Consider the following 13,534-nt stretch of genomic DNA (forward strand, 5'->3'; position numbering starts at 1 on the left):
GCAGCCCTCACACAGCCGCCGCACGGCTTTCAGACAACGTTCAGTTTCTCTGTACACCCCGCACTCAAAGGCTTTCAGAGGTTTATCCACAGATAGGCCGGCCCTTAAAAGCTATAGATTCTTCAAAAAAGCTTTCTATCTGTCTTTCTTATTTTTCATAGTGAGGCAGGGTTCTATGCAGATCTGCCAGGCCCAGCCTGTCCCGGACACGCCGCTGCGTTCGTCTGCTTATAGAGAATGGGAGCTGGTTGGAAATTGACCTATGGCCTGGGTTTCTCTAGAATCGCCGATCTCTTAAAACGGGGGCCATTCCGGCCCGTTGTCGACGAACCAGGTAACACGCCATGAAACGTACTTTCCAACCAAGCACCATCAAGCGCGCACGCACCCACGGTTTCCGTGCTCGCATGGCTACCAAGAACGGCCGCGCAGTTCTGTCGCGTCGTCGTGCCAAAGGCCGTAAGCGTCTGGCCATCTGATTTTCCGGCACAGGTGGTGAGTCAGGACTTCAGTCGGGACAAGCGATTGCTTACCCCCCGGCATTTCAAAGCGGTCTTCGACTCCCCAACCGGCAAGGTTCCAGGGAAAAACCTGCTGATCCTTGCTCGCGAGAACGGTCTCGATCATCCACGCCTGGGGCTGGTGATTGGCAAGAAGAGCGTCAAGCTCGCCGTTCAGCGCAATCGCCTCAAACGCCTGATGCGCGATTCGTTTCGCCTGAACCAGCACATGCTTGCAGGTTGGGACATCGTGATCGTCGCGCGTAGAGGGTTGGGCGAGACGGAAAATCCGGAATTGCATCCACACTTCATCAAGCTCTGGAAGCGTCTGGCCCGTCTGCAGCCCGCTCCGGCAGCCATTGCCGATGTCGCAAGGGTAGACAGTCACGATGCGTAAACTGGCCCTCGTTCCGATCCAGTTCTACCGTTACGCCATCAGCCCGTTGATGGCCAGTCACTGTCGTTTCTATCCCTCCTGCTCCTGTTACGCCTATGAAGCCATCGAAACACATGGCCTTCTGCGTGGCGGGTGGCTGACCGTTCGTCGCCTCGGACGCTGTCATCCCTGGAACGACGGCGGGTTCGACCCGGTTCCGCCTGCCGCTTCCCCCCGAACCTCTTCGATAGCCGAGTAATCATGGATATTAAACGCACGATCCTGATCGTCGCCCTGGCAATCGTGGCCTACGTGCTGGTCCTGAAATGGAACCAGGACTACGGTCAGGCCGCCTTGCCGACTCAGACTGCTTCCAGCAACGTCGCTCCGACCCTGCCTGACACCGTGCCTGTGGACAGCAATGGTGCCAGCGCCGACGTGCCCAGCACCGGTGGCGACGCTAGCACGCCCGAGTTGGCCCCTGTGGCTGCCAGCAAGGACCTCGTCCACGTCAAGACCGACGTGCTGGACCTGGCTATCGATCCCGTGGGTGGCGACATCGTCCAACTGCGCCTGCCGCAGTTCCCGCGTCGTCAGGACCATCCGGACATTCCGTTCCAGCTGTTCGACAACGGTGGCGAGCGTACCTACCTGGCCCAGAGCGGCCTGACCGGTACCGACGGTCCGGATGCGCGTGCGTCGGGTCGCCCGCTGTACGCTGTGGATAAGCGCAGCTACCAGCTGGCCGATGGCCAGGAGCAACTGGTCGTCGACCTGACGTTCAGCGACAAGGGCGTCAACTACACCAAGCGCTTCACCTTCAAGCGCGGCGAGTACGACCTGACGGTTACCTACCTGGTCGACAACCAGAGCGCCCAGGCCTGGACCGGCAACCTGTTCGCCCAGCTCAAGCGTGATGCCAGTTCCGATCCGTCTTCCAGCACCGCGACCGGCACGGCGACCTACCTGGGCGCTGCATTGTGGACAAGTTCGGAGCCCTACAAGAAGGTGTCGATGAAGGACATCGACAAGGGCAGCCTGAAGGAAACCGTTGCCGGCGGCTGGGTCGCCTGGCTGCAGCACTACTTCGTGACCGCCTGGATTCCGGCCAAGTCCGACAACAACATCGTCCAGACCCGCAAGGACAGCCAGGGCAACTACATCATCGGCTACACCGGTCCTGCGTTGAGCGCAGCGCCTGGTGCTCAGGTCCAGACCAGTACGACGTTGTATGCCGGTCCCAAGAGCCAGGCCAAGCTGAAAGAGTTGTCCCCAGGCCTGGAACTGACCGTCGACTACGGCTTCCTGTGGTTCATCGCCCAGCCGATCTTCTGGTTGCTGCAACATATCCACAGCCTGCTGGGCAACTGGGGCTGGTCGATCATCGTGTTGACCATGCTGATCAAAGGCCTGTTCTTCCCGCTGTCCGCCGCCAGCTACCGTTCGATGGCCCGCATGCGTGCCGTGGCACCGCGTGTCCAGGCGCTGAAAGAGCAGCATGGTGACGATCGCCAGAAGATGTCCCAGGCGATGATGGAGCTGTACAAGAAAGAAAAGATCAATCCACTGGGTGGCTGCCTGCCGATCCTGGTGCAGATGCCGGTCTTCCTGGCCTTGTACTGGGTACTGCTGGAAAGCGTCGAGATGCGTCAGGCGCCGTGGATCCTGTGGATCACCGACCTGTCCATCAAGGATCCGTTCTTCATCCTGCCGATCATCATGGGCGCGACCATGTTCATCCAGCAGCGCCTGAACCCGACGCCGCCGGATCCGATGCAGGCGAAGGTCATGAAGATGATGCCGATCGTCTTCACCTTCTTCTTCCTGTGGTTCCCGGCCGGTCTGGTGCTGTACTGGGTCGTGAACAACTGCCTGTCGATTACCCAGCAGTGGTTCATCACCCGCCGCATCGAGGCCAGCAAGAACGCTTCCGCCTGATTGCGCGGTACGCTAGCCTGTGAATGAAAACGCCCCTTCGGGGGCGTTTTTGCTATCTGTCGATTTGTCGTAGAGGTCCATCCCATGAACACCCAGCGAGACACCATCGCCGCCATCGCCACGGCCCAGGGCCGAGGCGGTGTTGGCATCGTGCGGCTCTCCGGCCCTCTGGCGCGTGCCGCCGGCCGTGTATTGACCGGACGTGACCTGACACCACGGCACGCTCACTACGGCCCTTTCACGACCGAAGAGGGGCAGGTCCTGGACCAGGGCATCGCCCTGTTCTTCGCCGGCCCTCACTCGTTCACCGGCGAAGACGTGCTCGAGCTGCAGGGGCATGGCGGGCCGGTGGTCATGGACATGCTGCTACAGGCCTGTGTACAACTCGGGTGCCGCCTGGCGCGTCCCGGTGAGTTCAGCGAGCGGGCGTTCCTCAACGACAAGCTCGACCTGGCCCAGGCCGAAGCGATCGCCGACCTCATCGAGGCCAGTTCTGCACAGGCGGCTCGCAATGCATTGCGTTCACTGCAAGGAGACTTCTCGAAGCGCGTAGGCCTACTCACCGATGCGCTGATCGCCTTGAGGATCTATGTGGAAGCCGCCATCGATTTTCCCGAGGAGGAGATCGACTTCCTTGGCGATGGTGTGGTGCTGGGCATGCTCGACGGCGTCCGCGCCACGTTATCCACCGTGCAACATGAAGCCGGACAGGGCGCCTTGCTTCGCGACGGCATGACCGTGGTCATTGCAGGGCGTCCGAACGCTGGCAAGTCGAGCCTGCTCAATCACCTGGCCGGCCGCGAGGCCGCCATCGTGACCGACATCGCAGGCACTACCCGGGACATCCTGCGCGAACATATCCACATCGACGGCATGCCGCTGCACATCATCGACACAGCCGGTCTGCGCGCCACCGAGGATCAGGTCGAGCAGATCGGTGTGCAGCGGGCGCTCAAGGCCATCCACGAAGCCGACCGCGTCTTGCTGGTGGTGGATTCCACGGCACCCGAAAGTCAGGATCCCTTCGGGCTATGGCCTGAATTCCTGAGCGAGCCGCCCGCGCCGTCGAAAGTGACGCTGATCCGTAACAAGGCCGATCTCAGTGGCGAACCCGTCGGCCGTGTGGATAACCATGACGGGCACGTGACCCTGACCCTGAGCGCTGGTGAAAAAATGGCAGGGCTCGACCTGCTGCGCGATCACCTCAAGGCCTGCATGGGCTACGAGCAGACAGCCGAGAGTGGCTTCAGCGCCCGCAGGCGTCATCTGGAGGCGCTGCGCCAGGCCAGTGACCACCTGGAGCACGGGCGTGCGCAACTGACCCTGGCAGGCGCAGGCGAGCTGCTGGCCGAGGACCTTCGGCAGGCGCAACAGGCGCTAGGCGAAATCACCGGTGCCTTCAGTTCCGATGACCTGCTGGGCCGTATCTTCTCGAGTTTCTGCATCGGCAAGTAACCCCGCGCAGTCGGTCTCGCCCCTCCGGGACCGACCTATCCCCGTTCAGACCGTTCGCAACGAGCGGTTGCCGCGACACCACCCTGGGTCGTTTTCCATATTTCCCACCGTGATCACCTTTCCCTGGCTGTCATAAGCCCTGTGCACAACCGTGCCTTAGCACCGTTGATAAACCTCAATTCTGCCTGGGGATAAATTGCCCTGTGCATAAAGTATCGTTTCATCCACAGGCTAAACAGAGTTATCCAGACCCCTCAACCCCAGTGGATAACAGGGTTTTGAAATGCTGTAGGCCACAGCATTAGAGGCTTTCAGGGATCTATCCACAGAAAGGTGGTCCTCTAAGAATAAACATAAAAACAAGCTTTTCTTAATCTCTTCTCCTTGAATCTGTATTTGCCGTTCATCCACAGGTTGATCAAATTTTGCCCAAACGCTTTCCCGCGCCTAGAGGAAGTCCCTATACTTGTCGGCTTACTTTCTATTTGCGATACAGGCACGAGGTGCGTGGTGGATTTCCCTTCCCGTTTTGAAGTGATCGTCATCGGCGGCGGCCATGCCGGTACCGAGGCTGCGCTTGCATCGGCACGCATGGGGGTCAAGACCCTGCTGCTGACCCACAACGTGGAAACCCTCGGTCACATGAGCTGCAACCCTGCGATCGGCGGCATCGGCAAGAGTCATCTGGTCAAGGAGATCGATGCGCTCGGCGGTGCCATGGCACTGGCCACCGACAAGAGCGGTATCCAGTTCCGCGTACTGAACAACCGCAAAGGTCCTGCCGTGCGGGCGACACGCGCCCAGGCCGACCGCGCCATCTACAAGTCCGTGGTACGCGAGATCCTGGAAAACCAGCCGAACCTGTGGATATTCCAGCAGGCGTGCGATGACCTGATCGTCGAACAGGACCAGGTCAAGGGCGTGGTCACGCAAATGGGGCTGCGCTTCATGGCCGATGCCGTGGTCTTGACCACCGGCACGTTCCTGGGCGGGCTCATCCACATCGGCCTGCAGAACCATTCCGGTGGCCGTGCCGGCGATCCGCCAGCCATCGCACTGGCCAACCGGATGCGCGAACTGCCGCTGCGCGTCGGCCGCCTCAAGACCGGCACGCCGCCGCGTATCGACGGGCGCTCGGTGGACTTTTCGGTGATGGCCGAACAGCCCGGCGATACCCCGATTCCGGTGATGTCGTTCATGGGCAACGCGGCGATGCACCCGCGTCAGGTGAGCTGCTGGATCACCCACACCAACGAACGCACCCACGAGATCATCGCGGCCAACCTGGACCGTTCGCCCATGTATTCGGGCATGATCGAAGGCATCGGCCCGCGCTACTGCCCGTCGATCGAAGACAAGATCCACCGGTTCGCCGACAAGCAGAGCCACCAGGTGTTCATCGAGCCGGAAGGCCTGACCACCCACGAGCTGTACCCGAACGGTATTTCCACCTCGCTGCCGTTCGACGTGCAGCTGCAGGTGGTGCGTTCGATCCGTGGCATGGAGAACGCCCACATCGTGCGCCCCGGCTATGCCATCGAATACGACTACTTCGATCCACGGGACCTCAAGTACAGCCTCGAGACCAAGGTCATCGGCGGTCTGTTCTTCGCCGGGCAGATCAACGGCACCACCGGCTACGAAGAGGCCGGTGCCCAGGGCCTGCTGGCCGGGACCAATGCCGCGTTGCTGGCACGGGGTCTGGACGCCTGGTGCCCACGTCGTGACGAGGCCTACATCGGTGTGCTGGTCGACGACCTGATCACTCTGGGTACCCAGGAGCCCTACCGCATGTTCACCTCGCGGGCCGAGTACCGGCTGATCCTGCGCGAAGACAACGCCGACCTGCGCCTGACCGAGAAAGGCCGTGAACTGGGCCTGATCGACGACGCACGCTGGGCCGCGTTCTGCACCAAGCGCGAAGGCATCGAGCGGGAAGAGCAGCGCCTGCGCAGCACCTGGATACGCCCGAACACCCCGGAGGGGCAGGCGGTCAGCGAGCGTTTCGGTACGCCCCTGAGCCACGAATACAGCCTGTTGAGCCTGCTGACCCGTCCGGAAGTGGACTACGCCGGCCTGACCGAAGCCCTGGGCACCACCCCGGCCGAGCCTCAGGTGGCCGAGCAGGTGGAGATCCGCACCAAGTACGCCGGTTACATCGATCGCCAACAGGAAGAGATTGCACGTTTGCGTGCCAGCGAGGACACTCGCCTGCCTGTGGATATCGACTACGCCTCGATCTCCGGGTTGTCCAAGGAGATCCAGGGCAAGCTTGGCCAGACCCGTCCGGAGACGCTGGGGCAAGCCTCGCGCATTCCCGGTGTCACGCCGGCGGCGATTTCCCTGTTGCTGATCCACCTGAAAAAACGCGGCGCGGGCCGCGAACTGGAGCAAAGCGTTTGAGTTCCCCGGTCACCGCTGTACATGCCGATGAGTTGTCCACAGGCGCCCAGGCACTGGGCGTCGCCTTGAGTCCCCGGCAGCACACCCTGCTGCTGGGCTATCTCGCCCTGCTGATCAAGTGGAACAAGGCCTACAATCTCACGGCGGTACGGGATCCCGACGAGATGGTCTCCCGGCACCTGCTCGACAGCCTCAGCGTCATGCCCTTCATCGACAGCGACCGTGATCGCTGGCTGGACGTCGGAAGCGGGGGAGGCATGCCTGGCGTGCCGCTGGCCATTCTGCACCCCGAGAAATCGGTGACCGTGCTCGACAGCAACGGCAAGAAGACCCGCTTCCTCACCCAGGTGAAGCTGGAGTTGGGGCTGGACAACCTGCAGGTTATCCACAGCCGGGTCGAGGCGTTCACGCCTGAACTGCCGTTCGAGGGTATCGTCTCGCGCGCCTTCAGCAGCATGGAGAATTTCACCGGCTGGACGCGCCACCTGGGCGACACCGAAACACGGTGGTTGGCAATGAAAGGGCTGCATCCTGCCGACGAACTGGTAGCATTGCCGGCAGACTTCACAGTGGAAAGCGAGCAGGCCCTGACCGTTCCGGGTTGCCAGGGCCAGCGTCATCTACTGATACTGCGCCGCAAGGCATGACGGGGAATACACGCATCAATGGCTAAGGTATTCGCAATCGCGAACCAGAAAGGTGGCGTGGGCAAGACCACCACCTGCATCAATCTCGCCGCGTCCCTGGCCGCTACCAAGCGCCGGGTGCTGCTGATCGATCTCGACCCGCAGGGCAACGCGACCATGGGCAGCGGTGTGGACAAGCACGTGCTCGAGCACTCGGTCTATGACCTGCTCATCGGGGAGTGCGACCTGGCCCAGGCCATGCACATCTCCGAGCACGGCAACTACCAGCTGCTGCCGGCCAACCGCGACCTCACGGCCGCCGAAGTGGTGCTGCTGGAGATGCAGGTCAAGGAAAGCCGGCTGCGCAATGCCCTGGCACCGATCCGCGAGAACTACGACTTCATCCTCATCGACTGCCCGCCGTCGCTGTCGATGCTGACGCTCAACGCGCTGGTGGCCTCCGATGGCGTCATCATCCCCATGCAGTGCGAGTACTACGCGCTCGAAGGGTTGAGCGACCTGGTGGACAACATCAAGCGCATCGCCGCCAAGCTCAACCCTGCGCTGAAGATCGAAGGCCTGCTGCGGACCATGTACGATCCGCGCCTGAGCCTGAACAACGACGTCTCGGCGCAGCTCAAGGAACATTTCGGCGAGCAGCTCTACGACACCGTCATTCCGCGCAACATCCGCCTGGCCGAGGCGCCGAGCTTCGGCATGCCGGCCCTGGCCTACGACAAGCAGTCCAAGGGCGCGGTCGCGTACCTGGCCCTGGCCACCGAACTGGTGCGTCGCCAGCGTCGCCCTTCCCGCGCCGCACAGACAAGTTAAGGAATCCGCATGGCCGTCAAGAAACGGGGTCTCGGACGCGGGCTGGACGCGCTGCTCAGCGGTCCTTCGATCAGCGCGCTCGAGGAGCAGGCTGTCAAGGTCGACCGCAAGGAGCTGCAACACCTGCCAGTCGACCTGATCCAGCGTGGCAAGTACCAGCCACGGCGGGACATGGATCCCCAGGCGCTGGAAGAGCTGGCGCATTCGATTCGCGCCCATGGCGTCATGCAGCCGATCGTGGTGCGTCCGATCGACGATGAACGCTACGAGATCATCGCGGGCGAACGCCGCTGGCGAGCGACCCAGCAGGCCGGCCTGGACACGATTCCGGCCATGGTGCGCGTGCTGCCCGACGAAGCTGCCATCGCCATGGCGCTGATCGAGAACATCCAGCGCGAGGACCTCAATCCGCTCGAGGAAGCCATGGCGCTGCAACGTCTGCAGCAGGAGTTCGAGCTGACGCAGCAGCAAGTCGCCGATGCCGTCGGCAAGTCGCGGGTGACCATCGCCAACCTGCTGCGCCTGATCAGCCTGCCGGAGGCCATCAAGACCATGCTCGCCCACGGCGATCTGGAAATGGGCCACGCCCGTGCGTTGCTCGGATTGGGCGAAGATCGGCAGGTCGAAGGGGCGCGACACGTTGTCGCACGGGGGCTGACCGTTCGTCAGACCGAGGCGCTGGTGAGGCAGTGGCTGAGCGACAAGCCCGAGCCGGTGGAAGAGGCCAAACCCGACCCTGACATCAGTCGCCTGGAACAGCGACTGGCAGAGCGCCTGGGCTCGGCGGTGCAGATCAAGCATGGACAGAAAGGCAAAGGACAGCTGGTGATCCGCTACAACTCGCTGGACGAGTTGCAGGGCGTACTTGCACACATTCGCTGAAACAATTCGCGAAAGACCACGCAGCCGGAAAAGACCACCCAAGAGTTGAATAGGGGGACATCCCCCCCTATACTCTGCGCGCATTTTGTCGGCACAAATTATGCCAAGTCGTCGTTGACTTGAAGGTCGACTCCGAGGAGCCGCAGCCATGGAAACACGCACGCCAAACCGCCTGCCATTCCATCGCTGGGCAGTTTTCCCGGTGCTGGCGGCTCAATGCATCGTGTTACTGCTGGCAGCCGTGGTGCTGTGGCAATGGCAAGGTACCGTCAGCGGTTACTCAGGTCTTTGTGGAGGCCTGATCGCCTGGCTGCCGAACCTGTACTTCGCCTGGAAGGCGTTTCGCTTCAGCGGCGCTCGGGCAGCGCAGGCCATCGTCAAGTCGTTCTACGCTGGCGAGGCAGGCAAATTGATTATCACGGCAGTGCTGTTCGCACTGACCTTTGCAGGAGTGAAGCCACTGGCGCCGCTGGCAGTATTCGGCGTCTTCGTGCTGACCCAGCTGGTCAGCTGGTTCGCGCCCCTGCTAATGAATAAAAGACTTTCAAGACCTAAGGGCGTTTGAGGCAACCATGGCAGCAGAAACCGCTTCGGGCTATATCCAGCACCACTTGCAGAACCTGACCTACGGTCAACTACCAGACGGCAGCTGGGGCCTGGCCCATTCGGCTGCCGAAGCCAAGGCGATGGGGTTCTGGGCATTCCACCTGGACACCCTGGGCTGGTCGGTTGCCCTGGGCCTGATCTTCCTGTTCATCTTCCGCATGGCGGCGAAGAAGGCGACCTCGGGTCAACCGAGCGGCCTGCAGAACTTCGTCGAGGTGCTGGTCGACTTCGTCAACGGCAGCGTGAAGGACTCCTTCCACGGCCGTAGCGCGGTGATCGCGCCGCTCGCCCTGACCATCTTCGTCTGGGTGTTCCTGATGAACGCCATCGACCTGGTACCGGTGGACTGGATTCCGCAACTGGCCATCCTGATCTCGGGTGATCCGCACATCCCGTTCCGCGCCGTGTCGACCACCGACCCGAACGCGACGCTGGCCATGGCCTTCTCGGTCTTCGCGCTGATCATCTTCTACAGCATCAAGATCAAGGGCCTGGGTGGTTTCCTCGGCGAGCTGACCCTGCACCCGTTCGGCAGCAAGAACATCTTCGTGCAGATCCTGCTGATCCCGGTCAACTTCCTGCTCGAGTTCGTCACCCTGATCGCCAAGCCGATCTCGCTGGCCCTGCGACTGTTCGGCAACATGTACGCCGGCGAGCTGGTGTTCATCCTGATCGCCGTGATGTTCGGTGCCGGCATCCTCTGGCTGAGCGGCCTGGGTGTGGTGCTGCAGTGGGCGTGGGCGGTGTTCCACATCCTGATCATCACCCTGCAAGCTTTCATCTTCATGATGCTGACCATCGTCTACCTGTCGATGGCGCACGAAGATAACCATTAAGACCGCCTGGCGTGTCTGATCGCCTTCCTCGCTCGTCCGGGAGGAAGGCTGGAAAAAGTCCGCAAGGGCCGCTGTACCTGACGATTTGTTTTACCGCTTCAATTAAAAAACCTAACCAATACGACGTAAAAAGTCGGGAGGAAAGATGGAAACTGTAGTTGGTCTTACCGCTATCGCTGTTGCTCTGCTGATCGGTCTGGGTGCACTGGGCACCGCCATTGGTTTCGGCCTGCTGGGCGGCAAGTTCCTTGAAGGTGCTGCTCGTCAGCCAGAAATGGTTCCGATGCTGCAGGTCAAGATGTTCATCGTCGCCGGCCTGCTGGACGCCGTGACCATGATCGGCGTTGGTATCGCTCTGTTCTTCACCTTCGCAAACCCCTTCGTTGGTCAGATCGCCGGCTAATCACTCGTTTTCCACGAGTGACTGGCTGTGATGAACGAAGACCGAGCGAGGTGTTGGCGTGAATATTAATGCAACCCTGATTGGCCAATCCGTTGCTTTCCTGATTTTTGTCGTCTTCTGCATGAAGTACGTGTGGCCTCCGGTCATTGCGGCGCTGCAGGAGCGTCAAAAGAAGATTGCCGATGGTTTGGACGCTGCCAACCGCGCTGCTCGCGACCTGGAGCTGGCCCAAGAGAAAGTGGGTCAGCAACTGCGTGAAGCAAAAGCACAGGCGGCTGAAATCATTGAGCAAGCCAAGAAGCGCGCTGCTCAGCTTGTCGACGAAGCCCGTGAACAGGCTCGTGTCGAAGCTGACCGTGTGAAGGCCCAGGCTCAGGCCGAGATCGAACAGGAACTCAACAGCGTCAAAGACGCCCTGCGTGCCCAAGTGGGCAGCCTGGCCGTCGGCGGTGCTGAAAAGATCCTTGGCGCCACAATCGATCAAAACGCGCATGCGGAGCTGGTTAACAAACTGGCCGCTGAAATTTAAGCGAGGGCGATCATGGCAGAACTGACCACGTTGGCCCGACCTTACGCTAAGGCTGCCTTCGAGCACGCCCAGGCCCATCAGCAACTGGCCAATTGGTCAGCCATGCTCGGCCTGGCTGCTGCGGTGTCGGAAGACGACACCATGCAGCGCCTGCTCAAGGCCCCGCGACTGACGAGCGTAGAAAAGGCCGCCACGTTCATTGACGTGTGCGGTGACAAGTTTGATGCAGAGGCACGTAATTTCATTCACGTTGCCGCGGAAAACGACCGTCTCCTGCTGTTGCCGGAGATTGCCGAACTGTTCGAGCTGTACAAGGCCGAGCAGGAGCGATCCGTGGATGTGGACGTCATCAGTGCGTTTGCGTTGAACCAAGAACAGCAAGACAAACTCGCCAAGGTTCTCAGTGCACGGCTAGGCCAGGAAGTGCGCCTGCACGCGTCGGAGGATGCCAGCCTGATCGGTGGCGTCGTCATCCGCGCCGGCGACCTGGTAATCGATGGCTCGGTTCGCGGCAAGATCGCGAAACTGGCCGAAGCATTGAAATCTTGAGTTTGAAGGGGCAGCAGAGCAATGCAGCAACTCAATCCTTCCGAAATTAGTGAAATCATCAAGGGCCGCATCGAGAAACTCGATGTGAGCTCCCAAGCCCGTAACGAAGGTACCGTCGTCAGCGTTTCCGACGGTATCGTGCGGATCCACGGTCTGGCCGACGTCATGTACGGCGAAATGATCGAGTTCCCGGGCGGCGTGTACGGTATGGCCCTGAACCTGGAGCAAGACTCCGTGGGTGCGGTCGTACTGGGCGCGTACACCACCCTCGCCGAGGGCATGAGCGCCAAGTGCACCGGTCGCATCCTGGAAGTTCCGGTCGGTAAGGAACTGCTGGGTCGCGTCGTCGATGCCCTGGGCAACCCGATCGATGGCAAAGGTCCGCTGAACAACACCGAGACCGACGCCGTCGAGAAAGTCGCGCCTGGCGTGATCTGGCGTAAGTCGGTCGACCAGCCGGTGCAGACCGGCTACAAAGCCGTCGATGCCATGATCCCGGTCGGCCGTGGTCAGCGTGAGCTGATCATCGGTGACCGTCAGATCGGCAAGACCGCGATGGCGGTCGACGCCATCATCAACCAGCGTGACAGCGGCATCTTCTGCGTCTACGTGGCCGTCGGCCAGAAGCAGTCGACCATCGCCAACGTCGTCCGCAAGCTGGAAGAAAACGGCGCCCTGGCCAACACCATCATCGTGGCCGCCAGTGCATCCGAATCCGCCGCGCTGCAGTTCCTGGCACCTTACGCCGGCTGCACCATGGGCGAGTTCTTCCGTGACCGCGGTGAAGACGCGCTGATCGTCTACGATGACCTGTCCAAGCAGGCCGTGGCCTACCGTCAGATCTCCCTGCTGCTGCGCCGTCCACCAGGACGCGAGGCTTACCCAGGTGACGTGTTCTATCTCCACTCCCGTCTGCTGGAGCGTGCATCGCGCGTTTCCGAAGAGTACGTCGAGAAGTTCACCAACGGTGCCGTGACCGGCAAGACCGGCTCGCTGACCGCGCTGCCGATCATCGAAACCCAGGCTGGCGACGTTTCCGCGTTCGTTCCGACCAACGTGATCTCGATCACCGACGGTCAGATCTTCCTGGAATCGGCCATGTTCAACTCGGGCATCCGCCCTGCAGTGAACGCCGGTGTGTCGGTCTCCCGTGTCGGTGGTGCCGCTCAGACCAAGATCATCAAGAAGCTGTCCGGTGGTATTCGTACCGCGCTGGCCCAGTACCGTGAATTGGCGGCCTTCGCCCAGTTCGCCTCGGACCTGGACGAAGCGACCCGCAAGCAGCTGGAGCATGGTCAGCGCGTCACCGAGCTGATGAAGCAGAAGCAGTACGCGCCGATGTCCATCGCGGACATGGCTCTGTCGCTGTACGCCGCTGAGCGTGGCTTCCTGACCGACGTCGAAATCGCCAAGATCGGTAGCTTCGAACAAGCGCTGATCGCCTACTTCAACCGCGATCACGCCGACCTCATGGCCAAGATCAACGTGAAAGGTGACTTCAACGACGAAATCGACGCTGGCATGAAAGCCGGTATCGAGAAGTTCAAGGCCACCCAGACCTGGTAAGCCGCAGCGGGGGCCATGCCCCCGCTTGCTAACC

At 61.2% G+C, this 13,534-nt stretch carries 15 protein-coding genes; all 15 read left to right on the forward strand.

Going from position 1 to position 13,534, the window contains the following annotated elements:
* The first annotated feature begins 344 nt into the window (after positions 1-344).
* The 15 genes from rpmH to atpA all read left to right on the forward strand — a co-directional run bounded on the left by rpmH (position 345) and on the right by atpA (position 13,500).
* Positions 345-479, forward strand: a complete 135-nt coding sequence (gene rpmH / locus G7007_RS01760; RefSeq protein ID WP_003253163.1) for a 50S ribosomal protein L34 — start codon at positions 345-347, stop codon at positions 477-479.
* 13 nt (positions 480-492) lie between these two features.
* Positions 493-897 carry a ribonuclease P protein component gene (rnpA, locus tag G7007_RS01765; RefSeq protein WP_085987488.1) on the forward strand — a complete coding sequence of 135 codons (405 nt, stop codon included), beginning with the start codon at positions 493-495 and terminating at the stop codon, positions 895-897.
* Complete coding sequence (gene yidD, locus G7007_RS01770) at positions 890-1,135, forward strand: membrane protein insertion efficiency factor YidD (RefSeq protein WP_181098767.1); 246 nt, start codon at positions 890-892, stop codon at positions 1,133-1,135. The genes rnpA and yidD overlap by 8 nt, the downstream gene beginning before the upstream one ends.
* Before the next feature lie 2 nt (positions 1,136-1,137).
* Positions 1,138-2,814: a membrane protein insertase YidC gene (gene yidC, locus G7007_RS01775; RefSeq protein ID WP_181098768.1), complete on the forward strand. Its 1,677-nt coding sequence runs from the start codon at positions 1,138-1,140 to the stop codon at positions 2,812-2,814.
* A gap of 84 nt (positions 2,815-2,898) precedes the next feature.
* Positions 2,899-4,269 (forward strand): tRNA uridine-5-carboxymethylaminomethyl(34) synthesis GTPase MnmE, encoded by a 1,371-nt coding sequence (gene mnmE / locus G7007_RS01780; protein WP_181098769.1) that lies wholly within the window; start codon positions 2,899-2,901, stop codon positions 4,267-4,269.
* A gap of 510 nt (positions 4,270-4,779) precedes the next feature.
* The gene (gene mnmG / locus G7007_RS01785) at positions 4,780-6,672 is read left to right on the forward strand and encodes a tRNA uridine-5-carboxymethylaminomethyl(34) synthesis enzyme MnmG (protein WP_181098770.1); all 1,893 of its coding nucleotides are present in this window, start codon (positions 4,780-4,782) and stop codon (positions 6,670-6,672) included.
* A complete protein-coding gene (gene rsmG / locus G7007_RS01790) occupies positions 6,669-7,319 on the forward strand; it encodes a 16S rRNA (guanine(527)-N(7))-methyltransferase RsmG (protein WP_181098771.1) in 651 nt (216 codons plus the stop codon). The genes mnmG and rsmG overlap by 4 nt, the downstream gene beginning before the upstream one ends.
* An 18-nt stretch (positions 7,320-7,337) precedes the next feature.
* Positions 7,338-8,129, forward strand: a complete 792-nt coding sequence (locus tag G7007_RS01795; protein ID WP_181098772.1) for a ParA family protein — start codon at positions 7,338-7,340, stop codon at positions 8,127-8,129.
* A 9-nt stretch (positions 8,130-8,138) separates the two neighbouring features.
* Positions 8,139-9,011, forward strand: a complete 873-nt coding sequence (locus tag G7007_RS01800) for a ParB/RepB/Spo0J family partition protein (protein WP_181098773.1) — start codon at positions 8,139-8,141, stop codon at positions 9,009-9,011.
* A gap of 148 nt (positions 9,012-9,159) precedes the next feature.
* Positions 9,160-9,576: a F0F1 ATP synthase subunit I gene (locus G7007_RS01805; RefSeq protein WP_181098774.1), complete on the forward strand. Its 417-nt coding sequence runs from the start codon at positions 9,160-9,162 to the stop codon at positions 9,574-9,576.
* 7 nt (positions 9,577-9,583) lie between these two features.
* Positions 9,584-10,453, forward strand: coding sequence for a F0F1 ATP synthase subunit A (atpB, locus tag G7007_RS01810; protein WP_144938138.1), 870 nt, complete (start codon positions 9,584-9,586; stop codon positions 10,451-10,453).
* 145 nt (positions 10,454-10,598) lie between these two features.
* On the forward strand, positions 10,599-10,856 hold the full coding sequence (atpE, locus tag G7007_RS01815) for a F0F1 ATP synthase subunit C (RefSeq protein WP_003097235.1): 258 nt from the start codon (positions 10,599-10,601) through the stop codon (positions 10,854-10,856).
* A gap of 58 nt (positions 10,857-10,914) precedes the next feature.
* Complete coding sequence (locus G7007_RS01820; RefSeq protein WP_060395531.1) at positions 10,915-11,385, forward strand: F0F1 ATP synthase subunit B; 471 nt, start codon at positions 10,915-10,917, stop codon at positions 11,383-11,385.
* A 12-nt stretch (positions 11,386-11,397) separates the two neighbouring features.
* Positions 11,398-11,934, forward strand: coding sequence for a F0F1 ATP synthase subunit delta (locus tag G7007_RS01825; protein WP_181098775.1), 537 nt, complete (start codon positions 11,398-11,400; stop codon positions 11,932-11,934).
* A gap of 21 nt (positions 11,935-11,955) precedes the next feature.
* Positions 11,956-13,500, forward strand: coding sequence for a F0F1 ATP synthase subunit alpha (gene atpA / locus G7007_RS01830; protein WP_181098776.1), 1,545 nt, complete (start codon positions 11,956-11,958; stop codon positions 13,498-13,500).
* Positions 13,501-13,534: the final 34 nt, after the last annotated feature.

The sequence above is a fragment of the Pseudomonas entomophila genome (genome assembly GCF_013523125.1).
In the GTDB taxonomy this organism is placed as follows: Bacteria; Pseudomonadota; Gammaproteobacteria; order Pseudomonadales; family Pseudomonadaceae; genus Aquipseudomonas; species Aquipseudomonas entomophila_B.